This is a genomic window from Luteimonas sp. A478 (assembly GCF_054052025.1).
In genome coordinates, this window is record NZ_JBSVRF010000004.1 from 40,636 (window position 1) to 64,354 (window position 23,719).

The following is a 23,719-nucleotide window of genomic DNA, read 5'->3' on the forward strand; positions in this document are numbered from 1 at the left end:
GGGGTGTGTCTATTAGTGAGCACACAAGCGGAGCGTTAATAGCCCCTGCTTTTCACTCCTTCACTGGCCTGTAATCCAGGTAGATGCGTTTAACTGTCGTCCAGTGGAGCTCAAACTCCTTCCCTACGCGCTTGAAGATTTCGGTTTTGGATGGCGGCTTGAACGTCTCAATCGCGAGTAACTGGCGCACCCTCGGGTCACGTTCGATCATGCGACTCGCGCTCAACTTGCCCTCGACACTGTTGATGATGCGTCTATCGCGCAGGATTTTCGGCGGCCGATGGGAGGGCTTCTTCATGCCCATAGCGACCCCCGGCGGCTCACCTGCGGCGATGGCTTCGTGCATGCCCGCCAACAAGTCCACCATGAAAGGCGTCAGCTCGCCGGCACGCAAGGCTTCAGCGAGCTCGGAGTGCACGCTTAGGGCAGCGTCGGGGTCACCTTCATCGCGGGCCTCCAGGTAATCCTTGAGGAAGTACTCCCTCAGAGCTGGAACATCCATCCCCTTCCGCTCAGTCTCTGGGGGTGGCGTTGCACCACCCCCTTCATCGGCTCGCTTCTTGCTCACGTCATCCGCTCTTGCGGTCCGCTTGCTCTTCAAGCCTTTTGCGCACATCTTCAAAGCCGTGCTCCGCCGTTCTCACAAGGCTGCGGACCGCTGACGCCAGCCTGGCTCGCTCATTGCCGTTGAGCTTGGTGTACTTCACACCGTCACTCGTCAAGCTGTCTTCTTCGTGGGCAAGGTCGCGCAACAGGAGGGTGGTTACACCCGCCAACCCGACCACAGCTTCTTCAGTATCGGCCAGCCTCCAGGTGATGCCGAGGGGGATGGTGGTGCACTTCCGCCACGTGTCGGTGTATTGATCTTCCTGGGCCGAGCTTTCGCTCAATGACAGCTCGATAAGCTGCGGGTCAGCTAAAGTCTCGTTTGCCATGATCGTTCTCCTGTTGAACGGTTGTGGAAGGTGAGGTCGGGCGGGATCAACGCCCGGCCTCACCGCTTGCTACCGGCGGTTGCCGGGAACTTGATGACCCTGCCCTTGGGCATCAGCAGCGCGCGCAGCTTCTCGAGCGTGGCGAGCTTCTCGGTCATGTAGGTGTGATCGTCGTAATGCGTGTCCTGGACGCCGCCCAGGCCGTGCGACAGCAGCCGACCGCGTATCTCACGGGAGACGCCCTTGGCCGCAAGGCGCGTCTCTACGGTCTTGCGGATCGTCCCTGGTGTGAACAGCCGTGGGAGCTCCTCGGCCTCAACCATTGCCTCAGCGACGGCTTGCGTGGCCTCCCAGACTGAGTGGTAGGCCGCGGGTGTAGCGCCGGCCGTGAGCGTGAACAGGTGGGGACCTGCAGGCTCATCCGTCCGCATTGCCTCCAGGGCTTTGACGGCTTCCGGCAGCAGGGGCACCACGTGCTCGTATACGGTCCGGCGCCGGCCCTTGGTGTCGCGGAGCGTGATGGTCCGTGCGTCGGGGTCGTAGTCGTGGACGGTGAGCCGGGAGAGTTGCTCCACCCGCTGGCCACCGGTGAGTAGGTGGAAGCGAAGCAGGGCGCCCGCCGGCGAGGTGTCCGCCTTGAGTCGGCGCCAGTAGGCCGCCAGCTGCGCCTCTGAAAATGCCCACTTGCGTTCGCGCGCTGCCACGGCGGCCTTGTCGGCGGCTTCCTTGGGCCGGGACACGGACAGATCCAGGAGCGGGTGGGTGGTGATCGAGAAGCCCTCGAACGCATGCATGGATGCGTCGGTCCTGGCCTTGCGCGCCGCGGTGTAGGCCGCTCGCATGTAGGCCCGGAGCTTCTCAGCCTCCCGGAGCTTCCCCTGTCGGGTCAGGCCGTGGAACACCGGCATCACGGCATCGATCGTGATCTGGTCCGCAGGAGTGGCCGCCAGTGCCTTGCGCGGGGTGATATGGCGCTCGATGGCACGTTCAACCTCGGGCCAGCTGGCCTTGCCTCCGCCCTTGAGGTGCTCGACATAGGCGGCCATGAGGCCCCCAAAGGTTGCGGCGGTCCGGCTCGCCTGCTTCTCGGCTTCTGCGCGCGCGTCCCGCGCCTCCTGCCATGGATCCCGCCCCAGGTCGACCAGCGCGCGCTTCTCGGCTGCCAGGCGACGTGCTGCGGACACAGAGAGCTTGGGCGCCCGGCCGTATTCCCCGATGACCATGCGCCGCTCGCGACCGCTGGCCTTGGCCACGTAGACCATGAGGAATCGCTGGTCACCGGTGTAGCTGGTCTGGATCGCCAGGCCACGAACCGGGCCATCGTCGTAGTCGATGCGCACGCCCTTCGCCGGTGCCGGCAATGCACGGATGGAACGGTCATCAAAGGGGAACTTTGCCACGCTGCCTTTCTCCGATTTCTCCGGCAATTCTCCGGCGGTTCGCGTAGTAGCTTTGTATCCCCTTTGTATCCGTTTGTCCCCGTGGAAGTCAACAAGTCCGCATTGTTTGGCTGTTTACGAGCCGGAGAATGGCGCCATGAGTGGCTTCCGTGAGATGTGCGAAATGCTTTACTTGGGGATTGAAAATCCCCGTGTAGGGGGTTCGATTCCCTCCCTGGCCACCATGTTTCTCAATGAATTATGAGTAAGGGGCCCCTCGGGCCCCTTTTTTTTGTCCGGAAATTCTCCGGTCAGGCGCCCTGCCGCGGCGGGCCTTGCAGGTGTGCTCCGGCGCGGTCCCGGATCAGTGCGACAGGGCGCGGTAATCCCGCGGGGCCATCCCGACCGTGGCCTTGAACTGCCGGGCGAAGGCGCTCTGGTCGAAGTAGCCGCACGCCTGGCTGATCTTGGCGATGGAGATGTCCGTCTGCAGCAGTCGCATCGCCTCTTCGATCCGGGTCTTGGTGAGCATTTGCTGCGGGGTGAGCTGGAACACCCGCTTGAACAGGCGCTCGAGCTGGGCGACCGAGATCCCGGCGATATCGGCCAGGGTCTTGATTCGGAGCGAAGAGTCGAAATTCTCCCGCATGTAGTCGACGGCCTTCTGCAGCCGGTTGAACGATGAGTGACGATCGTCCGGCATCCCCAGGTCGCGGGAGATTCCCATCATGCCGATGACCTCGCTGCCGGAATACAGCGCGTGCTTGAAGGTCAGACACCAGCCGGGGGCGCGGTTCGCATAGAAATGGGTTTCCAGGTGGTTCTCGATCGAATGTCCGTGCAGCACCCGGTTGTCCTGCGCCCGGTAGGAGCTGGCGAGCCGATCGGGAAAGAGCTGGCTCACGGTTCGACCAATCAGGTCCGAGCGATCTTTGAGCCCCAGCCTCTGCACGGCGGTGAGGTTCACGTGGGTGTAGTTGCCGCCAACATCCTTGATGAAAAAAACAACGTCGGGCAGCGCGTCGAACATCTCCTGGATCTGGGTGGAGCATAGCCTAGTGTGCATTCAAGGCCCCCTGATTAGACCGTATTGCGACATCCGCAAACTATAGGTTACTTCATAAGTGCATGAAAACCCGCGGGTTTCAGACGCCGATGCACTTTGATTATGCACATTTCCGCATCGTCTTCAGAGATGTCGTGCTATCGGCTCCAGGGCGGCCCGCCGGAAGATGGCCGCATGCAGACGATCCAGTTCATCGACTTCCATACCGCTGGCGAACCGACCCGGATCGTCGTGTCAGGTTTCCCGGCCCTGGGTGAGGGGTCCGTCGCCCGGCGCTGCGAGGTTTTTCGCGAACAGCATGACCGCTGGCGCAGTGCGATCGTGTGCGAGCCGCGGGGTTCGGATGTCTGGGTAGGTGCGCTCCTGGTCGAGCCGGTGGATCCGGAATGCTGCGCCGGCGTGATCTTCTTCAATAACGTCGGCTACCTGGGAATGTGCGGCCACGGCACGATCGGCGTCACCCGGGCCCTGGCGCACCTGGGCAGGATCGGGTTGGGGCAGCACCGCATTGAAACGCCGGTAGGCACGGTTGCGGTGCGGCTGCATGAAGACGGAGCCGTCACCGTTTCGAACGTGGAGAGCTACCGTCATGCGCGCGATGTGGCCGTGGTTGTTCCCGGTTACGGGCAGGTCACGGGTGATGTCGCCTGGGGCGGCAACTGGTTCTTCATCACCCGGGACACGCCGGTGCCTTTGAAACTGCAAGGACAGGGCGAGCTCAGCCGCTATACCCTTGCGGTACGGCGGGCCCTGGCCGATGCGGGAATCACTGGTGAAGGCGGCAGCCTGATCGATCACATCGAGATCAGCGGGCCGTCGCCGGACACCCCCGGGGTATCTCGCAACTTCGTAATGTGCCCTGGAGGAGCGTACGACCGTTCCCCTTGCGGTACCGGTACGAGCGCGAAACTGGCGTGTCTGGCAGCCGACGGGCTGCTTGCCGAGGGCGAGACCTGGATCCAGGAAGGCATCCTCGGCAGCAGGTTCCAAGGGCGCTACCACAAGGGCGAGCGTGGGATCCTTCCGGAGGTCACCGGACAGGCATGGATCATGGCCCGGGGCGAGTTGGTCATCGATCCGGATGATCCGTTCGCCTGGGGATTCAACGGGTCGTCGGCGTGAGCAATTCCGCCGGATTCGATCTGATCGTTGTGGGAGCCGGCATCATTGGTGCGGCCTGCGCCGAGCAGGCCGTGGTGGACGGACTCTCCGTCGCCATCGTGGAGCATTCGGCGCTCGGCGGGGGCAGTACTGCGGCGTCGATGGGCCATCTGGTGGCGATGGACGATGAACCTTCGGAGTTCGCCCTGTGCCGCTATTCGCTGGAGCTGTGGAACAGCCACGGGAGCCTGGAGGTGGCCGAATACCGGCGCTGCGGGACCCTGTGGGTCGCCGCGGGCGAGCAGGACGCGGAGGCGATCCCCCCCAAGCTGGCCAGGCTGGAGGCAGCGGGGGTGCGCGCGCAAACCGTCACCGGACCGCAGCTGCGTGAACTCGAGCCAGAGCTTGCCCCGGGCATGGCCGGGGGACTCCTGGTGCCGGATGAATCGATTGTCTATCCCCCGCGTGCAGTGCAATGGATGCTTGACCGCTGCCTCCGGTCCCGGGCTGTTCTTTACCAGGGGCGTAGCGTCGTCCGGCTGCGCCCGGGCGGAGTCCTGCTTGACGATGGCAGCAGGCTGGACGGACAGGTTCTGCTGGCGACCGGGCTGGCCACGGCCGCCCTGGTGCCTGCACTGGCGATGGCGGCGAGGAAGGGGCACCTGGTGGTGACGGACCGACACCCCGGGCGGGTGCGGCACCAGGTGCTGGAGGTGGGTTACGCCGACAGCGCCCAGGGGGAGGAGCCGGTCAGCGTGGCTTTCAACGTGCAGCCGCGCCCGACCGGTCAGCTGCTGATTGGTTCTTCCCGCGAGGATAGTGCCGGGGACGATGTCAATCTCCCGGTCCTGCGGCGCATGGTCGAGCGGGCCTGCGGTTTCATGCCGGGGCTGCGGGCCTTGCAGGCGATCCGGGTGTGGACGGGGTTGCGGCCGCGCACGCCGGATGGCCGGCCTTATATCGGTGCGGTGCCGGAGCAGCCTGGGGTGTGGGTGGCCGCGGGCCATGAGGGCCTCGGGGTCAGCATGGCCCTGGGAACCGCGCGGCTGCTGTGCGATCTGTTGGGTGGCCGCAGTCCGGCGATCGACCCGGCGCCCTACGACCCGGCACGGAGGTTTGCGTGAGCGCCGCATCCACACGCGAGGTCACGCTGCGCGTCAACGGCGCGCCCGTCCGCGTGGCCGAGGGCAGCATGGTGGTGGCGGCGATCCATGCGGCCGGCGCCGCTGCGTCCAGGCGCTCGGTCCGGGGTGAGCCTCGGGGGGCCCTGTGCGGGATGGGCGTCTGCTTCGAATGCCGCGCGACCGTGGACGGGCGCGAGCAAGTGCGGACCTGCGTCCTGCCGGTGGTCGCCGGCATGGAGGTGCGCACCCATGGGTGAGCAGGTGCGCAGCTTCCAGGTGGTCGTGGTCGGTGCGGGCCCGGGGGGGATGTCCGCTGCGGTGGCCGCCGCTTCCTCCGGCAGGCGCGTGCTGCTGGTGGACGCGCAGCCGGCCCCGGGCGGCCAGGTATGGCGTCGCGATGTCGCCTTCGGTGCGCCCGCCGAGGCGGATGCGCTGCAGGGGCGGCTGGAAGATCTGGGCGTGGAGCAGTTGCGCCAGGCGGAAGTTGTCGGGGCGACCGGGCAGCGCCTGGTGATCCGCGTCGATGCGCAGCTGCTTCAGGTGGATTTCGAAGCTCTGGTGATTGCGTCCGGCGCGCGCGAGCTTTTCTTGCCGTTCCCGGGTTGGACCCTTCCCGGGGTGACCGGGGCCGGTGGGGCCCAGGCGTTGGTCAAGCAGGGGTGTGGGGTGCGCGGCAAACGCGTGGTGGTTGCGGGCAGCGGCCCGTTGCTGCTGGCCGCTGCAGCCACCCTGCATCGACACGGCGCGCAGGTGCTCGGCATTCATGAGCAGGCCGGCCCGGCGGCTGTGGCCGCTTTCACAGCGGGGCTGTGGCGCTGGCCGGGCAAGCTGGGCCAGGCGCTGCGCCTGCGCACGATTCTGCGCGGGGTGCCCTACCGGTTGGGCAGCCACGTTGTGCGGGCGCATGGTGATGCTGGACTCACCGCGGTTGACATCGTTCGTGCCGGGCGGGTGAAGCGCGTTGAATGTGACATGCTCGCGTGCGGCTACGGCCTGGTGGCCAACGTCGAGCTGGCGCATGCGCTGGGCTGCCGCCTTGAGGATGGCGCGGCGCATCCGGTCGTTCCGGTCGATGACTTTCAGGGCACGAGCGTGGCGGGCATCTACGCCGCCGGCGAGGCGTGCGGGATTGGCGGCGTCGACTGCGCCCGGGTGGAAGGCACCATCGCCGGGTTGGCCGCCGCCGGGATGCCGGAGCGTGCACGGCGACTGTTTGGCCGGCGGATCCGTGCACGGCACTTCGCATCCCACTTGCAGCGCGGCTTCAGGTTGCGCGATGAAGTCCGCGCGCTGGCCGAGGCGGACACCGTGGTCTGCCGCTGCGAAGACGTGACCTGCGGCGAACTCGAGGGCCACCGCAGCGACCGCGAAATGAAGCTGGTCAGCCGTTGCGGCATGGGCCCTTGCCAGGGCCGTATCTGCGGTAGCGCCATCGCTGAAATGCGAGGCATTCGAAGGGGCGGTTTCCGCTTTCCGATTTTTCCCATTCCGCTGGCAGCCCTTTCGGGCGTGGGCCCGGAGCGCCAGCGGGCAATTCTCCAGGAGTCATGAAATGAGCAAGAGCATGTGGCAAGGCGTCATTCCCGCAATCACTACGCCGTTTTCCGAGAACGGCGAAGTAGATCACGGGTTCCTCGCCAAGCACGCGCTGTGGCAACTCGATGCAGGGTGTTCGGGTGTCCTGCCGCTGGGTTCTCTCGGGGAAAGCGCCACCCTGTCTTTCGACGAAAAGGTCGCAGTGGTACGCACTCTGGTCGAGGCCATCGGCGATCGCGCCCCGGTGATCGCCGGCATCGCGGCGCTGTCGACCGACGAGTCGGTACGCCTTGCGAAGGCCTGCAAGCAGGAAGGCGCGCGCGGCCTGATGATCCTGCCGCCATACGCGTATTCCACCGATTGGGCGGAAATGGGCGAGTCGATCCGCGCGGTGATCCGCGCCACCGATCTGCCGATCCTCTTGTACAACAACCCGATCGCCTACAAGACCGACTTCACCCCGGCCCAGATCGCCGAGCTGGCTGCCGAATTCCCGCAGGTGGAAGCGGTCAAGGAGTCATCCGGCGACATTCGCCGCCTGGCGGCTATCCAGGAACTGATCGGCGACCGGCTGGTGCTGATGACGGGTATCGACGACGCGATCGTGGAAGGCATTGCGATGGGCGCCACGGGCTGGATCGCGGGCCAGGTCAACGCCTTCCCGCGTGAATCGGTGGTGCTGTTCGAGCGCGCGCTCCAGGGAGGCTATCCGGCGGTCAAGGATCTGTACAGCTGGTTCCTGCCGCTGCTGCGCCTGGATGTGGGGCCCAAGTTCGTGCAGATGATCAAGCTGACCCAGCAGCACGTGGGCTGGGGAAGCGAGCGCGTGCGTGCTCCGCGCCTGCAGGTGACTGGCGCCGAGCGCGAAGCGGCGGTGCGCGTCATCGAACATGCCCTCCAGCATCGTCCGGAGGTCTGAACATGGGTGACCTTCAGCAGGTACTGGTGGGCGGGCAGTGGCGGGATCCGGTGGATCCGGCACACTCGCTGCGCGCCCGCTCTCCGCTCACCGGGGATGCCATCGGCCCGGAGTTTCCGGTCAGCGGCCGGCTGGAGGTCGCTGATGCGGTTGCGGCGGCCAGCGGCGCGGCGGCGGCGATGGCGGCCGCGCCTCCGGAGCGGATCGCGGCGTTCCTGGAGGGCTACGCCGACGGCATCGAGGCCGACGCGGACGCGCTGGTCTACCTGGCGCACGCGGAAACCGCGTTGCCGGTAGCACCCCGCCTGCGCGACGTGGAGCTCGTCCGCACCACCGGCCAGCTCCGGCAGGCGGCGCGAGCCGTGCGCGAGTCGAGCTGGACCCACCCAGTGATCGACACCGCCGGTGGACTTCGCTCCATGTTCGGGCCATTGGGCAAGCCGGTGGTGGTGTTCGGGCCGAACAACTTCCCGTTCGCCTTCAACGCGGTGGCGGGAAGCGACTTCGTCTCGGCTATCGCGGCCCGCAATCCGGTGATCGCGAAGGTCCATCCGCTGCACCCGGCCACCAGCCAGGCGCTTGCGCGCATCGCGCACGCGGCGCTGGTTGCGTGCGGGCTGCCGGCCGCAGGGATACAGGTGCTGTACGGCGTCCAGGCCGAGGACAGTCACCTGCTGGTTGGGCAGCAGTCAATTGGCGCGGTGGGGTTCACCGGCAGCCGCAGCGGCGGCCTGCGGTTGAAGGCCCTGGCCGACGCGGCTGGCGTGCCGTTCTATGCCGAGATGTCGAGCATCAATCCTGTGTTCCTGCTGGAAGGAGCGCTGCGCGAGCGCGGCGCGGACATCGCCGGCGAACTCTTCGCCTCCTGCACCATGGGCAGCGGCCAGTTCTGCACCAAGCCCGGCGTGGTGGTGGTGCCGGAGGGCGAGGCGGGCGATGCGCTGGTCGAGGCGGTGGCGTCCCGGTTCCGTGATGCTCCGGCGACGCCGCTGTTCTCGGCCGGCGGCGTGGAGGGCTTCCTGGCCGGTCTTGCACGGCTGCGCGCTGCCGGCGCGGTGGAGGTCGCGAAGGGACAGCCGGGGGAAGTAACGGGGTTCGGTGCCACTCCGGTGCTGCTGACGGTTGGCGCCAGGGAATTTTTTGCCGGTGCATCGGAACTGCAGTCCGAGGCCTTCGGGCCGGCCGCGCTGGTCGTGCGCTGTCGCGATGCCGGGCAGGGGCTGGCGATCGCCGAAGCGCTGGAAGGGAACCTGACCGCCACCGTGTACCGGGCCACGGATCGCAGCGACGATGCCGCCGCCGCGGCGCTGCTGCCGGTCCTGCGTCCCCGCGTGGGCAGGGTGATCTTCGACCGCATGCCCACTGGCGTGGCCGTCAGCCCGGCGATGAACCATGGCGGGCCGTACCCGTCCAGCTCCCATCCGGGCTTCAGTGCGGTTGGCCTGCCCGGCACGATCCGGCGGTTCGCCGGCTTGCACAGCTACGACCACACCCCCGACCATCTGCTTCCTCCGGAACTGCAGGACGCCAATCCGGCCGGCGTGTGGCGGCTGGCCGACGGGGAGTGGAGCCGGGAATCGCTGGAGGGTGTGCGATGAGCGCGCAGATCGGGCACCTGACGATGGCCGGGGCGCGGGCGCTGCTGAGCCCCTCCGGGTCGGCGCCAGCGCCGATAACCTCCGCTGAGCACGGCCGCCGCATCGAGCGCGCACGGTCGCTGATGCGCAGCCTGGGCGCGGACGCGCTGCTGGTCACTGCGGGCCCATCGCTGCGCTACTTCACCGGCGTGCCGTGGAACGCGAGCGAACGCCTGGTGGCGCTGCTCCTCACCGGCCGGGGCGACCCCGTGCTGGTTTGTCCGGCGTTCGAGGAAGGTTCGCTGGACGCGGTGCTGCAGGTTCCGGTACGCAAGCACCTGTGGGAAGAGCACGAGGATCCGTATGCGCTGGTGGCCGAGGCAATGGTCGCAGACGGGGCGCGGATCGTGGCCCTGGATCCGGCCGCTGCGTTCGCGGTGCATTCGGGGCTGTCGGCCCACCACGGCATCAGCGGGATCGTCGATGCGACCCCGGTGATCGACGGCTGCCGCATGCGCAAGTCGGATGCCGAACTGGCGCTGATGCAGCATGCCTGCGATATCACCCTGCAGGTGCACCGGGCGGCCGCCGGGGTGGCACGCGAGGGAATTGGTACCGACGAACTGGTCCGCTTCATCGATGAAGCCCACCGTGCGCTGGGAGCCGACGCCGGGTCCGCGTTCTGCATCGTGCAGTTCGGCAGCGCCACGGCGTTTCCGCACGGCGTGCCGGGAGTGCAGCGGCTGGCCGCGGACGACCTGGTGCTGATCGACACTGGCTGCGCGGTCCAGGGTTACCACTCCGACATCACCCGCACCTGGTGTTTTGGCAGGCCTGATGACGCGCAGCGCCGCATCTGGGATCTGGAGCAGGCGGCCCAGGCGGCCGCGTTTGCGGCGGCCAGGCCGGGAGTGACTTGCGAAGCGGTGGATGCCGCGGCGCGGGGCGTGATCGAGGCGGCGGGGCTGGGCCCCGGGTATCGCCTTCCCGGCTTGCCGCACCGCACTGGCCACGGCTGCGGCCTGGCCATCCACGAAGCCCCCTACCTGGTGCGGGGCGACCGCACCGTGCTTGAGCCGGGCATGTGCGCGAGCAACGAGCCGATGATCGTGGTTCCAGACCGGTTCGGCGTGCGCCTGGAGGACCACTTCCACGTCACCACGGACGGTGCGCAGTGGTTCACGGCGCCGGCGGTGGCCATCGACCAACCGTTCGCATGACCGGGGCCTGATGCGGTCCGGGGAGGCATGACTATGGGCACCAGCACCTTGCTCCTGCTTTCGGCGCTGGCCGCGCTGGCGATCGGCTATGCCGTGCGGTGGTACCTGATTGAACGCTGGCGCCGCCGCGGCGGTTCCGGTGACGCGTCGCCGCGGCGCCCGGATGCGCCGGGCCTGCTGACCGGCCTGGGCGCCAATTTCCTCGATACCCTCGGGATCGGCTCGTTCGCGACGACCACCGCGGTGTTCAAGCTGCGCGGCCGGATCGCGGACGAGGACATCCCCGGGACCCTGAACGTTGGCCACGCGCTGCCGACCATGACCCAGGCGCTGATCTTCATCGCGGTGGTGTCGGTGGAGTTCGTGACCCTGGTGAGCATGATCGCCGCCGCGGTGGCGGGGGCCTGGTTCGGGGTGGGCGTGGTGGCCCGGCTGCCGCGCAGGGCGATCCAGATCGGCATGGGGACCGCGCTGCTGCTCTCGGCGGCGCTGTTCCTGGCCACCAACCTGGACTGGCTGCCGGGTGGTGGCGACGCATTGGGACTGCAGGGCGGCGTGCTGGTGTTCGCGGTCGCGGCAACCTTCGTCCTGGGCGCGCTGATGATGCTGGGCATCGGGCTGTACGCGCCCTGCCTGATCCTGGTGAGCCTGCTCGGCATGAATCCGCTGGCCGCGTTCCCGGTGATGATGGGTGCCTGCGCATTCCTGATGCCGGTGGGCGGTGCCGCCTTCGCGCGCGTGGGCCGCTATGACCTGCGCGCGGCCCTGGGCCTGGCGCTGGGCGGAATTCCCGGCGTGCTGGTCGCGGCCTTCGTGGTCAAGTCGCTTCCGCTCGCATGGCTGCGCTGGATGGTGCTGCTGGTGGTGTTGATCGCGGCAGCGCAGCTGCTGCTGTCGGCCTGGCGCGGGGCCGCACGTGCGCCGGCCGATCGAACCGTACTTCAGAAGGAGAACTAGATGTCCCGAATCCAGCGGATCAAGGCGCTGATCGCAATGATGGTGTTGGTCTGCGCGGCGGCTACTGCTTCCGCCGCGTCCACGGCGGCAGGGCCGGAAACCCCGGACGCGGCCGACTACCGACGCTCGCTTGAACTGCGCGGGCAGTGGATGCACCTGACCAGCGGGATCGTCGGCCCGGTGCGCTGGATCGACGACGGACGCTACTACTACCGGCGCACGGTGCAGGGAGGGTTCGAGTTCGTCGTGCGCGGGGTTGGCGAAGAAGGGGGGCAGCCGGCGTTCGACCAGGCGCGCCTGGCGCGCGCGCTGGGACAGGCGCTGGGAAGCGAGCACGACGGGCGCCGGTTGCCGTTCGCCGGCTATGAGTACCTGGATGACGAACGCGCGATCCGCGCATGGATCGACGGCGGCTGGGTGCGCTGCGACCTGGGTGCGGAATACGCCTGCACGCGTGTGCAGGACCGTGACGGCCGGCGCCGTCCGCGTGGATGGGGTGTGACGCGCGATCTGTCGGTCGTCGCCGACGATACGCCGCGGCGCTCGCCCGACGGACGCTACGAGGCGTTCGTGCGCGGCGACAACGCAGCCTTGCGCACCGTCGCCGACGGTGCCGTCCGCATGCTCAGTCATGACGGTGCCGAAGGCGATTTCTTCGATCCGGAAAGCATCGTCTGGTCCCCGGACTCCAGCCGTTTCGCGCTGTACAAGGTGCGCCCCGGCTTGCAGCGCCAGGTCACCCGGGTGGAGACCTTGCCGCGTGACCGGATCGAGCCCCGGGTCCGCACCCAGCTCTATCCCAAGCCGGGCGATCCGGTGGACATCGAGCGGCCGGTGATCTTCGAGGCGGACTCCGGGCGGCGCATACCGGTGTCCAGCGAGCTGTTCTCCAATCCGTTCCAGCTTTCGCCGCTGGAGTTCCGCGCCGACGGCCGGACCCTGGCGCTGCGCTATACCGAACGCGGTCACCAGCGCGTGCGTCTGGTGGAGATCGACGCGCTCCGCGGCAATGCCCGCACCGTGGTGGAGGAGCACAGCGACACCTTCGTCAATGACTGGTGGCAGCGCAGCCATTTCCACGACGTCGGAGGCGAGGGACGGGAGATCGTCTGGATGTCGGAGCGGGACGGATGGAACCATCTGTACCTGGTCGACGGGCGTAGTGGGCGCGCGCGCCAGCTCACCCGCGGTGATTGGGTGGTGCGCGAGATCGTCGAGGTCGACGAGGAGCGCAGGCAAATCTGGTTTGCGGCCAACGGGCGCGAGGACGGCGACCCGTACCACCAGCATTTCTACCGGGTCGATTTCGACGGGCGCAACCTGGTGCACATGACGCCCGGCGACGGCTGGCACGAGATCAGCCTGTCGCCCGACCTGGGCCACTACGTGCAGACCTGGTCACGCCTGGACCATCCCGGGGAAACACTGCTGCGCGATGCGCGCGACGGCAGCGTGGTGGCCCGTATCGAGAAGGCCGATGCCAGCGAGCTGTTCGCGGGGGGCTACAGGCCGCCGGAAGCGTTCGTCGCCCCGGGACGCGACGGTCGCACGCCGATCTGGGGCCTCGTTGTCCGCCCGCGCGACCACGACCCCGGCCGCCGCTACCCGGTGATCGAGAACATCTATGCCGGCCCGCACACCGCCTCGGTGCAGAAGAAGTTCTGGCCGTTCGATTCGCAGTCCAGCAACGAGCGCCTGGTGGACGCGCAGGCGCTGGCGGACCTGGGCTTCATCGTGGTGCAGATCGACGGCATGGGCACCATGCACCGGTCCAAGGCGTTCCACGACGTGGCCTGGAAGAACCTGCAGGACGGGGGCTTCCCCGATCGCATCGCCTGGCACCGGGCCCTGGCGGAACGCGACCGGTCATACGACATCATCCGCGGAGTGGGCATCTACGGCGCATCGGCCGGGGCCCAGAACGCCCTGCACGCGCTGCTCTTCGAGCCGGACTTCTACACCGTCGCGGTGGCCTACAACGGCAACTACGACAACCGGATGGACAAGCTCAGCTGGAACGAGCAGTGGATGGGCTGGCCGGTGGATGAGAGTTATGTCCGTGCATCGGGGGTGGAGCACGCAGGGCTGATGCAGGGCAGGCTGCTGATGATCGTCGGCGAACAGGATGCCAACGTCGATCCGGCATCCACCTACCAGGTGGCCGATGCGCTGATCCGCGCCGGCAAGGACTTCGACCTGCTGGCCGTCCCCGGAACGGGCCACGGGGTGGGGCGATCGGAGGAACCGCTGCGCTACATCCAGCGGCGCAAGTTCGATTTCTTCGTCCGCCACCTGCTCGACCAGCCGACCCCCGACTGGAACCGGATCGGGCAAGACTGAGTCCGTTTCTGCATCCGCAAGCCGAGCCCCGTCGTGGCCGGCAGGCCTTCGCGGGGAAGTAAAGGAGGAGGCATCCGCCGCCAGGCGGATGCCGGGGGACATGACGGGGCCCGTCAGGTCACGGCGAGGCGAAGCGAAGAAGCAGTTGCTCCTCCTCGCACCTCCCGGAGTTGGGTGAAGAACAAAAAAAGGGCGGGCCAATTTCCTGGCCCGCCCTGTTCCGACGTCCTACAGTCGGTATTCCAGGGTCAGGAAGTACTCCGCGCCGGCGGGGTTGTGCTTGCGGATGTCCGCATAGGGCCACCATGCCTCCGACTCATGGCTCGGCGGCTCCTTGTCGAACACGTTGACCACGCTGAAGTTCGCAGAAAGGGCATCGGTGAACTTGTATCCCAGCGAAACGTTGGTCGTCGTCCACGCCGGCAGCCTGACATAGCCATCCGCCCACCGCGCCGGAGACGTTCCAAGGCGGTTGACGTGGACGCTGGCGTTGAAGCGGCCGTTGACCCAGGCCAGGGTCGCGTTGCTGCGGGTGCGGAACTCGGTATTCCACTGCTCGTCCCGGATGTCCTCGACCTCGTCCTCGGGCAGGTAGCGGTTGAGCGTCTCCAGGATGTGGGTGTGGGCGAAGCGGAAGGTGAATTCGCCCCACCGCTCGGTCGGGACCTTTGAAAGCCAGGTCAGGTCGAATCCTTCCTGTTGGCGCATCCCGGTGTTGAACGGGCTGGTGATCGCCGAGACCACCGAGCCGTTCGGGCCGCCGCGGGTCATCCGGGACATCATCTCCTGGCACTTGGGCGAATTGATGTCCACGTCGTTGCCCTGGGCGTCGAAGCCGAGTTCGCACTCGGCCGCGTACCGGACCACGGTCTGCGCGTTGATGATGCCGACCTGGTCGGTCAGGTGGATGCGGAACCAGTCAAGGGTCAGCGAGTGGTGATCGCCCAGCTGGGCCACCATCCCGACGGTGTTGGTGTATCCCTTCTCCTCGCGCAGGGACGGATCGCCCTCGGAATACTGGCGGAAGGATCCGGTGCCGTAGTTGTTGCCGCAGGCCTCCCAGCTCATCCCGGGCTCCAGCCCCTCCTCCTGCACGCAGGCCAGGTAGTCCACCGCGCTGGCGTAGGACGAGCTGCGTTCGGCGAACATGACGTGCAGGTCCGGCGCCCGGAACGAGGTTGCGCGCGAGGCGCGGAACATCAGCGACTCGATCGGCCGCCACGCCAGCCCGACCTGGTAGGTGGGCGCGCCGGACACATCGGACGCGTCGTCGTAGTAGTCGTAGCGCGCTGCGACCTTGGCATCCAGACGGCCTATCGGAGAATCCGGCCCGGCCAGTGGAATGGCCAGCTCAGCGCCCAGGGCGTAGCGATTGCGGTCGCCCTCGCCGCGGATGCCGCTCCAGCCGTAGATCTCGCCGTCGACGGTGGCCTGGTCGGTCAGGAACCGGTAGGTCTCCCGGTTGGCTTCCACCACCGTGGCGAAGTCGACCGGGCCGGCCGGCACGTTGAACAGGGTGCCGGCCAGGTCGGCGCTGAGCGTCTGCGACGTCGAGCGCCCGTCCCCCACCGACGTGCGCAGGGCCTCGGTGAACATGTCCGGCGTGAGCGGCCCGAAGTAGTCGATGTTAGTGGGCAGGTAATTGGCGTCCAGGCTGCTGCGGTTGACCTGCAGCCAGCGGCTGCCAGCCCAAGGCTGGCTCCAGTCGACGCCGCGGGTGCCGAACAGCATCGACAGCATCGTCTGGTCGTCGAACCGCTCCACCGAATCCTCGTAGTTGTAGATCCCGTAGGTGTAACCGACGCTGTAATCGTAGCTCCCGATCTGTCCGCCAAGGTCGAGGCTGAGTGTGTGGCTGGTCTCCTCGAACCTCTGGTTGCTGGTGGGCGTCTCGAAATCGCGGAAGGAGCGCCAGAAGTGGCGCGACCCGTAGTAGCCCGGGTTCGGCGAGTCGATGTCTTCGACCACGTCGTAGTCGACACCGTAGCTGTAGCGGTAAAGGCCGGCGTCGGCTTCCGAGCGCGCCGACATGAGGGTTGCCTGGAACACCTGTCCGCCGGCGAAGTCATGGGTGAGATTGGCAAAGCCGAACACCCGATCCCGTCCATTGCGGACGGTGTAGGTGTCGAACACGTTGTCGCCGCAGTAGCGCTCCGGTCCCGCCGCCATCCAGCCCGGCCGCACCGCGTCGTATCCCAGTGCCCCGCAACGATCGCCGATATCCAGCAGGTCCCACCCGCTGCCGACGTCCCAGAACGAGACGACCTGCTCGAGCTCACGGTAGGCCGGGTCGGGCGATTTCTGCGGGTGGTCGAACCAGTCACGCTGGTCGCCGCGGATCGGACGCCGCCGGTCCCATTCCAGGCCGAAGCTGGCCCGGGTGTCGCCGCGCGCGAAGCCGGAGGAGACCGTGAAGTTGTCCGAGCGGCCGCCCCCGTTGACGGTGTCGCCGTAGCGGTAGGAGAAAGTGGTGGCGTCGATGTCGTCCTTGAGGATCACGTTGACCACGCCGGCGACGGCGTCGGAGCCGTAGATGGCCGACGCGCCGCTGGTCAGGACCTCCACCCGCTCCACCGCCGAGTACGGAATCATCGCCAGGTTGATGACGTTGCCGGAGACCGAGCCGGCGGGCTTGGGCAGGATCGGCATGCGCCTGCCGTTGAGCAGCACCAGGGTGTAGCCGGCCCCGAAGCCACGCAGGTTGAGCGCCTGGGCGTTGGCGTTGAAGTTGTTGGTGACCTCTTCGCCGACGACGATGCCGGTGTTGGCATTGAGGTTGGTGAGCGCGTCGTAAAGCGTCGAGAACCCCTGCTGCTGCAGGTCCTGGGAGGTGTAGATCTGAACCGGCTCGACGCCTTCGATCTCGGTGCGCTTGATCCTGGACCCGGTGACGGAGACCGTGTCCAGTTCCAACGCGTCCCCGGACGATGCCTGGTCATCAGTGGAAGCAGCTTCAGGGTTGATTGCGTCCAGGGCCGCGGCGGACGGAGGGTCGGCAGGGGGTGGTTGCTGGGCTGATGCCGCAGACGGGTTCAGCGCCAGGCAGATCGCCAGTGCCAGGGCACTGGGCAAGCAGAAATTTTTCATCGACGTCCTTTCTCCAGAGTAACTGTCAGCGATGCGGAGCATCCGCGCACCGTGACGTTGCGTGGGGCCGTCACGTGACTGTCATTCTTGGTGGAACGCCGTGGCTGCAGCTAGCGGATAATCCCCTCTTGACATGCAGATTTATGCACAATCGATGAGCTGAGTTGCCGGCCCGGCGGGATGTCGCTGCCCGGGCGCGGGAAAGTCAGTCGAGCAGGGCCAGCAGTTCGCGGTACAGGTGCCCGGGCACGGTCACGCCCTGGGCGAGACTGGTTTCGCGGGCCGCGTGGCGACGCTGCGAAGGTAGCCGGGCGCCAGATCCGGTGAGCGCGTCGAACAGCGACTCGGCGCGGTCCATGTGGGCCGCTGCGTCCGCGCCGAGGAAGCCGGCCGGATCCATCGCGATGATCAGCTCGCCGTGGTACGGCGATGCCCCGGCCCCGCCATCGTGCTCAAGCGACTCCATGCTGGTCAGGTCGCCGATCAGCGGACCGGCAATCAGCTCGATCATGGTCGACAGCGCGGAGCCCTTGTAGCCGCCGAAAGTCTGCATCGCGCCGCCGTTGAGCACCGCTCCCGGGTCCGTGGTCGGCAATCCCGTGGCGTCCACTCCCCAATCCGCCGGAATTGGCGAACCATCGCGGGCCCGCAGCTCGATCTCACCGCGGGCGACGGCACTGGTGGCAAAGTCGAAAACGTAGGGCAGGCCGGTGGGGCGGGGCCAGGCGAAGGCGAACGGGTTGGTGCCCAGCAGCGGGGTCCGGCCTCCTGCCGGCGCCACCCAGGCGTGGCTCGGGTTGCATGCCAGCGCGGCCAGGCCCTCGCCGGCGATCCGCTCGACTTCCGGCCACAGCGCCGAAAAGTGCAGGCAGCGGTTGATCGCCATCGCGGCCAGGCCGTTCCGCCGCGCCTTGGCGACCAGGTGTGGGAGCCCCTTTTCGAAGGCCAGCAGGGAATACCCACCGCGCGCGTCGACCCGGATAATGCCGGGCGCCTGATCGTGCACTTCCGGCTCTGCCCGGCCATCCACCTTGCCGGTCTGCAGCGAATGCACGCAGACCAGGGTCCGGTACAGGCCATGCGATGGACAGTGGTCGCGCTCCCCGGCGACGATGGTAGCGGTCAGGGTGCGCACGTGTCCGGCGCTGAAGCCGGCGAGGGTGAGGATGCGCGAAACCAGCGCCTCGCATTCGTCCAGGTCCAGCCGTACCGTGGAGTCCGACATGCTTTAATCCACCTTCGACGATGTAGCAGGACATTGTCGGAAAATCGGGGTCCGTGGGCACGTGGATTTAGTGCGGAATTGATGCGGAATTCCGCACAATTCGACTGGATCTGCTGGCTCGGATGTCTTTTCAGCGGGTACCGGAATCGGGGTTTTTTCCTCCACAGGCATTTTCTCCATGTGGCTCGATTCACATTGTCCAGATCATTATCCTGAAGATTCCTTGCAACCTGCAGGAGATGGCCATGATCAGATCCATCAAAGCGGTATCGGCTGGGCTGCTGTCAGCGCTGTTGCTGGCCGGCTGCGCCAGCACGGGAATGGACAGCGGCGAGAAGCTGGCCATGTACCGGACCAGCGCGGGTGAGCCCGTGCGCAGCTTCCACTTCTTTGGACGGCTGCACAGCTGGACGCCGCTTGGCGATCGTGCGCTGGCGGTGTGGACCAAGCCGCGCGAAGCGTGGCTGCTGGAGCTGACGGGCAGCTGCCCGGACCTGGCCTTCGCCCACTCCGTATCGATCACCAGCAGCCTCAACACTGTTCACGCCCGGTTTGATCGGGTGCGTCCGATGGGTGCTGGACCGATGGCGATTGCCTGCCAGATCGGTGAGATCAGGCCGCTGGATGTCAGTGCGCTGCGCGATGCGGAGCGTGACTGGCGTGAGGGCGGCGAGGTGATCGACCAGCCGCCGGAAGACGCGGATCAGTCGTCGGGTGTTGGCACGTAGCCGGCAGGTTTTTCAGCGCCGCCTTCGAACAGGAACTTGCGCATCTCCGCTTCCAGGAAGGCGCGGTGCTTGGGGTCCAGCGGCGAGAGGCGGTTTTCGTTGATCAGCATGGTCTGGTGGGCCAGCCATGCCGACCATGCGCTCTTGCCGATGTTGGCGTAGATCCGCTTGCCCAGCTCGCCCGGCCAGGGGGCGAAATCCAGACCCTCGGTTTCGACCTGTTCTCTCTGGCAGAAGACGGTGCGCATGATGGTCAGCTCTCAAAGTGGGGGACATCCCATTGTAGGGTGCCGGCACCGGCCCGGCCTGGATGGCCCACGATGACGGCGCTCAGGAGTGGCCTGACAAGAGCCTGCGGATAGGGGCCGGGATGCCCAGGCCCTCCAGAGCGGTCACCGCCACCCAGCGGTGGTCGTCCCCATCGCGTACAGCTGGTCTCGGAGCGATGCCCTGCCAGCGCAATGGGTGCAGCGTCAGCCGGTAATGGGTGAAGGCGTGTGCAACCGGGTCCAGCGCGTGGGCGGCTGCGTAGTCGCCGTCCACATTGGCGTTGAACCAGCTGCGTGCGTCATCGTCACCGGTGGCTTCCGGCAGTGACCACAGCGAGCCCCAGATGCCGGTCGGCGGGCGGCGCTGCAGCAGGATGCGGCCGGCACCGTCGTAGAGCAGCAGGACCGTCGCTTCCCGTTCGGGGAGCGGCTTGCCCCGTTTGGGGGTCGGCAGCTCGGCCACCCGTCCCTGGGTGAGGGCCGCGCAGCCTTCGCTGATCGGGCAGAGCGTGCAGGCGGGCTCGTGACGGGTGCAGAGGGTGGCGCCGAAATCCATCTGCGCCTGGGTGTAGTCGGCCAAGCGATCGTCTGGCAGGTGCGATCCGGCCAGCGTCCACAGCTGCCGCTCGACCCGGGATGTTGCGGGCCAGCCTTCCACCGCGTGCCAGCGGCACAGCACGCGCTTCACGTTGCCGTCCAGGATGGCGTGCCGGTCTCCCCAGGCCTGGGCCAGGATGGCGGCGGCGGTGCTGCGGCCAATGCCGGGCAGGCTCATCAGCGCGGCGTGATCGCGCGGCAGTTCGCCACCGTGCAGCTCTACGCAGGTCCGGGCGGTCGCATGCAGGTTGCGGGCACGGGCGTAGTAGCCAAGTCCGGACCAGAGCGCGAGCACGTCGTCCAGCGGCGCGGCGGCAAGCGCGGGAAGATCGGGCAGGGCAGCGACAAAGCGCTCGAAGTAGGGCACCACCACCCGCACCTGGGTCTGCTGCAGCATGATCTCCGACAGCCATACTCGGTACGGCGCGCGCGGATGTTGCCAGGGCAGGTCGTGGCGGCCGTTGACGTCGAACCAGGCCAGCAGGCGCGAGGCGAAGCTGTCCGTCATGGCTCCGGGCCTGTCGCTGCAGGGGCGTCTTCGATCGTGATCTCCACGCCGTGCAGGACAGCGCCTGCGATATCCACACGTGGCACGCTGAGATGGCCGTCAAGTGGTGGCAGGGGGGAGCCGGAGTCCATGTCGCCCATCCATGCCCCCAATTCGCCCACGCGCAGCCGGCCTTCAAAGCGGGCCTGGTCACGGGTCAGGCGCAGCAGCAGCGGATCGGACAGGTTGGAAGCACCCCGATAGTCAAGTTCAAACGGCAGCGCGGCATCGGAGTCGCCGATCGGTGATGGCAGTTCGGGCCATGTAGCGGGCCAGCGCTCGAGCTGCCCGGTGAGCGCCAGCTCAAGCTGATGGCCAACAGCGACGTGGCCGCGACCCTGCAGGCGGGGGATCATCGCCTGGCCGCGAAGCACCAGCGCCGCGGGCTGCAGGGTGAAGGCGCCTTCGGCAAATGCGCCTTCGCCGGCAAGCCCGAGCGCGAACGGCTGTTCCTTGCCTGTCGAAACGAGACGTGAGCTTGCCGAGAGTCGAAGTGCGGACAGCTGTACGCCGGCGGCGGCAGGTGAGTCCTTCAGGTGGGTGGAAAGCACGGCATGGGTGGGCAGTCGCCAGCTGCTGTCCTGGGGAGCCAGGGTGCCGGCGACGCCGATGCCGGCACCCATCCCGGGACGGGTCATGGCCAGATGCAGGTGGAAAGGCGCCGACAGGCTGCCTGCCTGGTAGCGGCCACCGATGTCGGCGCCGAGCCGGGCCTGCTGGGCGAATCGGGGCAGGCGGATCGAGAGGTCGCCAACCGACCAGGTGTCCGCCTGGAGGGTGCCGCGCCGCACATGCAGGCCCTCCGCCAGCACCGGCGGGGGGCCGTCGCCCCGGGGGCGACTTGCCCACCACTCCAGCGCGGGTTGCAGCTGTATCCGCGGCGCGTCGACTTCGATGCGGGTGATCACCGGATCAGCGCCTCGCGAGCGCAGCGTGGACCAGGGCACCGACACCAGGACCCGCTCTGCTTCCAGCACCGTGTCCGGCGCGCCCGGGATGCGCGCGCTGACGCCACGAGCCACCAGCTGCGGACTGCCGCGCAGGCGGTAATCGAATTCGTTGGCACTGATGTCCAGTCCCGTGGCCTGTCCGGCCAGCGCCATCACCCGCGGGCCCAGCACCTGCGGCCGCATCGCCCAGTGCAGCACGACCGCGACCAACAGCAGGAGGGCAACGACCACGACCAGCGCGATCGCGGAACGGCGTTTCACCCGCCCAGCGCCTCCGGCAGCAGGGCGTCTACGAAGGCTTCGGCATCGAACACGCGCAGGTCCTCAGACCTTTCGCCGATGCCGGCATAGCGGATCGGAATGCCGAACTCGCGGGCCAGGGCGAACACCACGCCGCCCTTGGCGGTGCCGTCCAGCTTGGTCACCACCAGTCCGGTCACCTTGACCGCGACGTTGAACTGGCGCACCTGGGAGACGGCGTTTTGCCCGGTGGTTCCGTCCACCACCATCAGCACTTCGTGCGGGGCGGTGGGGTCGATCTTGCCCAGCACGCGCCCGATCTTGCCAAGCTCGGCCATCAGTCCCTGCTGGGTGTGCAGGCGGCCAGCCGTATCGGCAATGAGGATATCGGTACCGCGCGAACGGGCCGACTGCAGCGCGTCAAAAGCCACTGATGCGGCATCCGCGTTCTGGCCCTGGGCAACCACTGGCACGCCATTGCGCTCGCCCCATGCCTGCAGCTGGGCCACGGCGGCGGCGCGGAAGGTATCCCCTGCGGCCAGCATGAGGCCGTGGCCTTCTTCCTTGTAGCGCCGTGCCAGCTTGCCAATGGTGGTGGTCTTGCCGACGCCGTTCACGCCCACGGTGAGGATCACGAAAGGCTTGGCGGAAGCGTTGATCTGCAGCGGCCTGGCAACCGGCTGCAACAAGGCGATCATCTCGGCGCGCAGGCTGGCCAGCAATGCAGCGGAGTCGGCGAACTCGCGCGCCTTCATGCGTTTGCGCATGGCCTCCACCAGTCCGGTAGTCGCAGCCACGCCGACGTCTGCCATCAGCAGCGCGGTCTCGATCTCGTCCAGTAGATCGTCATCCAGGCGCGGATTGCGCGAGAACAGGCCGCCCAGGCTGACGGCAAAGCCGCTCCCGCCCAGGCGCTGTCGCCAGCCGGTTTTTCCGGGAGCGGCAGCGGGGGCTGATTCCGGCTCGGCCGCGGGTGCCGGCGGGACGGCCCCCGGTGCCGGCGTAACGATCGGAACAGGCGCGACAGATGCCGATACGGGTTCCCGGGCGACCGGGGTGCTGACAGGAACAGCCGGTGCGGGGGCGGTTTCAACAGCAGTTCTTGCGACAGGCTCTTCCGCCGCCACAGTCTCTGCGGCCGGAGGTGCGGTCTGGTGACTCTCCGGGAATGCTGCGGCCAGCTCCTCGATGCTCAGCCGGCGGCGGCCGTCAGCCTGGTCTGCATCGGATTTTTTGCGTCGGAACCAGCTGGACATGCCGCGATCAAGTCCTTGATGGGGGAGAATGGCCGAATGGTATCACTCGGCCCCCAGCCTCCAGCCGTGGAAAGCGCCCTATGAAGCCGGTTCCGGGCAGGGTGCGGATCATTGGCGGGCGCTGGCGCGGCACCCGCCTGCCGGTGGCCGATGCGCCCGGCCTGCGGCCCACTTCCGACCGTGCCCGCGAGACCCTGTTCAACTGGCTGCAGCCGGTATTGCCGGGAGCGCGGGTACTGGACCTGTTTGCCGGCAGCGGAGCGCTTGGGCTTGAGGCGCTCTCCCGCGGCGCTGCCGACGCCCTGATGGTGGAGCGCGATGCCAACCTGGCACAGGGGCTGGAAGAGACCGTGCAGCGGCTGGATGCCGGCGCTGTCGCGCGTGTTGTGCGTGCCGACGCGCTTCAGTTTCTGGCTGCACCGCTGCACGGCCGCTTCAACCTGGTATTCGTTGATCCCCCTTTTGATGCCGACCTCTGGCAGCCAGTTCTGGCCCAGCTGGATCCGTGGCTTGCCGATCAGGCGTGGCTTTACCTTGAGTCACCGGTGGATGGACGGGTGGAGCCTGGAGCAGGCTGGCTTCCGCATCGCGAATCACGGACCCGCGATGCACGGCACGCGCTGTACCGGTGCGTGGCGGATACGGGTTCCGGATGATGCGACGCTG

21 protein-coding genes and 1 tRNA gene are annotated in these 23,719 nt (G+C 67.4%); 12 read left to right on the forward strand and 10 right to left on the reverse strand.

The genetic code is table 11. From position 1 onward, the window contains the following. Positions 1 to 52: 52 nt before the first annotated feature. The 3 genes from ACW7G3_RS09160 to ACW7G3_RS09170 are packed head-to-tail and all read right to left on the reverse strand — an operon-like array spanning position 53 to position 2,335. Positions 53 to 568 carry a hypothetical protein gene (locus ACW7G3_RS09160; RefSeq protein WP_456982450.1) on the reverse strand — a complete coding sequence of 172 codons (516 nt, stop codon included), beginning with the start codon at positions 566 to 568 and terminating at the stop codon, positions 53 to 55. Between the two features lies 1 nt (position 569). Beyond that, positions 570 to 935 (reverse strand): hypothetical protein, encoded by a 366-nt coding sequence (locus ACW7G3_RS09165; protein ID WP_456982452.1) that lies wholly within the window; start codon positions 933 to 935, stop codon positions 570 to 572. A 59-nt stretch (positions 936 to 994) separates the two neighbouring features. Then, the gene (locus ACW7G3_RS09170; protein ID WP_456982454.1) at positions 995 to 2,335 is read right to left on the reverse strand and encodes a tyrosine-type recombinase/integrase; all 1,341 of its coding nucleotides are present in this window, start codon (positions 2,333 to 2,335) and stop codon (positions 995 to 997) included. Between the two features lie 130 nt (positions 2,336 to 2,465). Here ACW7G3_RS09170 and ACW7G3_RS09175 point away from each other — a divergent pair. Next, a tRNA-Phe gene (locus ACW7G3_RS09175) sits at positions 2,466 to 2,559 on the forward strand. A gap of 119 nt (positions 2,560 to 2,678) precedes the next feature. Here ACW7G3_RS09175 and ACW7G3_RS09180 read toward each other — a convergent pair. Beyond that, positions 2,679 to 3,380: a helix-turn-helix domain-containing protein gene (locus ACW7G3_RS09180; RefSeq protein WP_456982456.1), complete on the reverse strand. Its 702-nt coding sequence runs from the start codon at positions 3,378 to 3,380 to the stop codon at positions 2,679 to 2,681. 174 nt (positions 3,381 to 3,554) lie between these two features. Here ACW7G3_RS09180 and ACW7G3_RS09185 point away from each other — a divergent pair, with 174 nt between their 5' ends. Genes ACW7G3_RS09185 through ACW7G3_RS09225 form a run of 9 tightly spaced genes read left to right on the forward strand, consistent with a single transcriptional unit; the run spans position 3,555 to position 14,154 of the window. Beyond that, entirely contained in the window at positions 3,555 to 4,502 is a 948-nt protein-coding gene (locus ACW7G3_RS09185; protein ID WP_456982711.1) for a proline racemase family protein, read from the forward strand. Beyond that, entirely contained in the window at positions 4,475 to 5,605 is a 1,131-nt protein-coding gene (locus ACW7G3_RS09190) for an NAD(P)/FAD-dependent oxidoreductase (RefSeq protein WP_456982712.1), read from the forward strand. Before ACW7G3_RS09185 ends, ACW7G3_RS09190 begins: the two co-directional genes overlap by 28 nt. Next, positions 5,602 to 5,862 (forward strand): (2Fe-2S)-binding protein, encoded by a 261-nt coding sequence (locus tag ACW7G3_RS09195; protein WP_456982457.1) that lies wholly within the window; start codon positions 5,602 to 5,604, stop codon positions 5,860 to 5,862. Before ACW7G3_RS09190 ends, ACW7G3_RS09195 begins: the two co-directional genes overlap by 4 nt. Next, positions 5,855 to 7,156 (forward strand): FAD-dependent oxidoreductase, encoded by a 1,302-nt coding sequence (locus tag ACW7G3_RS09200; RefSeq protein WP_456982459.1) that lies wholly within the window; start codon positions 5,855 to 5,857, stop codon positions 7,154 to 7,156. Before ACW7G3_RS09195 ends, ACW7G3_RS09200 begins: the two co-directional genes overlap by 8 nt. 1 nt (position 7,157) lies before the next feature. Beyond that, the gene (locus ACW7G3_RS09205; RefSeq protein ID WP_456982461.1) at positions 7,158 to 8,060 is read left to right on the forward strand and encodes a dihydrodipicolinate synthase family protein; all 903 of its coding nucleotides are present in this window, start codon (positions 7,158 to 7,160) and stop codon (positions 8,058 to 8,060) included. 2 nt (positions 8,061 to 8,062) lie between these two features. Continuing rightward, on the forward strand, positions 8,063 to 9,658 hold the full coding sequence (locus ACW7G3_RS09210) for an aldehyde dehydrogenase (NADP(+)) (protein ID WP_456982463.1): 1,596 nt from the start codon (positions 8,063 to 8,065) through the stop codon (positions 9,656 to 9,658). Further along, a complete protein-coding gene (locus ACW7G3_RS09215; protein ID WP_456982464.1) occupies positions 9,655 to 10,857 on the forward strand; it encodes a M24 family metallopeptidase in 1,203 nt (400 codons plus the stop codon). Before ACW7G3_RS09210 ends, ACW7G3_RS09215 begins: the two co-directional genes overlap by 4 nt. Positions 10,858 to 10,890: 33 nt before the next feature. Next, positions 10,891 to 11,814, forward strand: coding sequence for a hypothetical protein (locus ACW7G3_RS09220; protein ID WP_456982466.1), 924 nt, complete (start codon positions 10,891 to 10,893; stop codon positions 11,812 to 11,814). Further along, positions 11,815 to 14,154: a DPP IV N-terminal domain-containing protein gene (locus ACW7G3_RS09225; RefSeq protein WP_456982468.1), complete on the forward strand. Its 2,340-nt coding sequence runs from the start codon at positions 11,815 to 11,817 to the stop codon at positions 14,152 to 14,154. 228 nt (positions 14,155 to 14,382) lie between these two features. Here the strand turns inward: ACW7G3_RS09225 and ACW7G3_RS09230 are convergent, their stop codons facing one another. Together ACW7G3_RS09230 and ACW7G3_RS09235 are read right to left on the reverse strand one after the other, a co-directional pair. Then, a complete protein-coding gene (locus ACW7G3_RS09230) occupies positions 14,383 to 17,241 on the reverse strand; it encodes a TonB-dependent receptor domain-containing protein (protein WP_456982469.1) in 2,859 nt (952 codons plus the stop codon). Between the two features lie 205 nt (positions 17,242 to 17,446). Beyond that, positions 17,447 to 18,466, reverse strand: coding sequence for an Ldh family oxidoreductase (locus ACW7G3_RS09235; protein ID WP_456982471.1), 1,020 nt, complete (start codon positions 18,464 to 18,466; stop codon positions 17,447 to 17,449). 245 nt (positions 18,467 to 18,711) lie between these two features. On the opposite strand from ACW7G3_RS09235, the gene ACW7G3_RS09240 reads away from it, so the two are divergent. Next, a complete protein-coding gene (locus ACW7G3_RS09240) occupies positions 18,712 to 19,194 on the forward strand; it encodes a DUF6491 family protein (RefSeq protein WP_456982472.1) in 483 nt (160 codons plus the stop codon). Here ACW7G3_RS09240 and ACW7G3_RS09245 read toward each other — a convergent pair. The 4 genes from ACW7G3_RS09245 to ftsY all read right to left on the reverse strand — a co-directional run bounded on the left by ACW7G3_RS09245 (position 19,170) and on the right by ftsY (position 23,053). Further along, positions 19,170 to 19,445, reverse strand: a complete 276-nt coding sequence (locus ACW7G3_RS09245; protein ID WP_456982713.1) for an oxidative damage protection protein — start codon at positions 19,443 to 19,445, stop codon at positions 19,170 to 19,172. The genes ACW7G3_RS09240 and ACW7G3_RS09245 overlap by 25 nt on opposite strands. Positions 19,446 to 19,524: 79 nt before the next feature. Next, complete coding sequence (gene mutY / locus ACW7G3_RS09250) at positions 19,525 to 20,568, reverse strand: A/G-specific adenine glycosylase (RefSeq protein WP_456982474.1); 1,044 nt, start codon at positions 20,566 to 20,568, stop codon at positions 19,525 to 19,527. Continuing rightward, complete coding sequence (locus tag ACW7G3_RS09255; protein WP_456982476.1) at positions 20,565 to 21,818, reverse strand: hypothetical protein; 1,254 nt, start codon at positions 21,816 to 21,818, stop codon at positions 20,565 to 20,567. Before ACW7G3_RS09255 ends, mutY begins: the two co-directional genes overlap by 4 nt. Further along, positions 21,815 to 23,053, reverse strand: coding sequence for a signal recognition particle-docking protein FtsY (gene ftsY / locus ACW7G3_RS09260; protein ID WP_456982478.1), 1,239 nt, complete (start codon positions 23,051 to 23,053; stop codon positions 21,815 to 21,817). Before ftsY ends, ACW7G3_RS09255 begins: the two co-directional genes overlap by 4 nt. An 80-nt stretch (positions 23,054 to 23,133) precedes the next feature. Between ftsY and rsmD the strand changes: the two genes are divergently transcribed. Then, entirely contained in the window at positions 23,134 to 23,709 is a 576-nt protein-coding gene (gene rsmD / locus ACW7G3_RS09265) for a 16S rRNA (guanine(966)-N(2))-methyltransferase RsmD (RefSeq protein WP_456982480.1), read from the forward strand. Positions 23,710 to 23,719 lie beyond the last annotated feature (10 nt).

What these genes read in the sequence shown, in the direction of transcription:
- ACW7G3_RS09165 (WP_456982452.1), bottom strand. Translation starts at nt 935, where the DNA reads ATGGCAAACGAGACTTTAGCTGACCCGCAGCTTATCGAGCTGTCATTG.
- ACW7G3_RS09180 (WP_456982456.1), bottom strand. Translation starts at nt 3,380, where the DNA reads ATGCACACTAGGCTATGCTCCACCCAGATCCAGGAGATGTTCGACGCG.
- ACW7G3_RS09185 (WP_456982711.1), top strand. Translation starts at nt 3,555, where the DNA reads ATGCAGACGATCCAGTTCATCGACTTCCATACCGCTGGCGAACCGACC.
- ACW7G3_RS09200 (WP_456982459.1), top strand. Translation starts at nt 5,855, where the DNA reads ATGGGTGAGCAGGTGCGCAGCTTCCAGGTGGTCGTGGTCGGTGCGGGC.
- ACW7G3_RS09205 (WP_456982461.1), top strand. Translation starts at nt 7,158, where the DNA reads ATGAGCAAGAGCATGTGGCAAGGCGTCATTCCCGCAATCACTACGCCG.
- ACW7G3_RS09210 (WP_456982463.1), top strand. Translation starts at nt 8,063, where the DNA reads ATGGGTGACCTTCAGCAGGTACTGGTGGGCGGGCAGTGGCGGGATCCG.
- ACW7G3_RS09215 (WP_456982464.1), top strand. Translation starts at nt 9,655, where the DNA reads ATGAGCGCGCAGATCGGGCACCTGACGATGGCCGGGGCGCGGGCGCTG.
- ACW7G3_RS09220 (WP_456982466.1), top strand. Translation starts at nt 10,891, where the DNA reads ATGGGCACCAGCACCTTGCTCCTGCTTTCGGCGCTGGCCGCGCTGGCG.
- ACW7G3_RS09225 (WP_456982468.1), top strand. Translation starts at nt 11,815, where the DNA reads ATGTCCCGAATCCAGCGGATCAAGGCGCTGATCGCAATGATGGTGTTG.
- ACW7G3_RS09230 (WP_456982469.1), bottom strand. Translation starts at nt 17,241, where the DNA reads ATGAAAAATTTCTGCTTGCCCAGTGCCCTGGCACTGGCGATCTGCCTG.
- ACW7G3_RS09235 (WP_456982471.1), bottom strand. Translation starts at nt 18,466, where the DNA reads ATGTCGGACTCCACGGTACGGCTGGACCTGGACGAATGCGAGGCGCTG.
- ACW7G3_RS09240 (WP_456982472.1), top strand. Translation starts at nt 18,712, where the DNA reads ATGATCAGATCCATCAAAGCGGTATCGGCTGGGCTGCTGTCAGCGCTG.
- mutY (WP_456982474.1), bottom strand. Translation starts at nt 20,568, where the DNA reads ATGACGGACAGCTTCGCCTCGCGCCTGCTGGCCTGGTTCGACGTCAAC.
- ftsY (WP_456982478.1), bottom strand. Translation starts at nt 23,053, where the DNA reads ATGTCCAGCTGGTTCCGACGCAAAAAATCCGATGCAGACCAGGCTGAC.
- rsmD (WP_456982480.1), top strand. Translation starts at nt 23,134, where the DNA reads ATGAAGCCGGTTCCGGGCAGGGTGCGGATCATTGGCGGGCGCTGGCGC.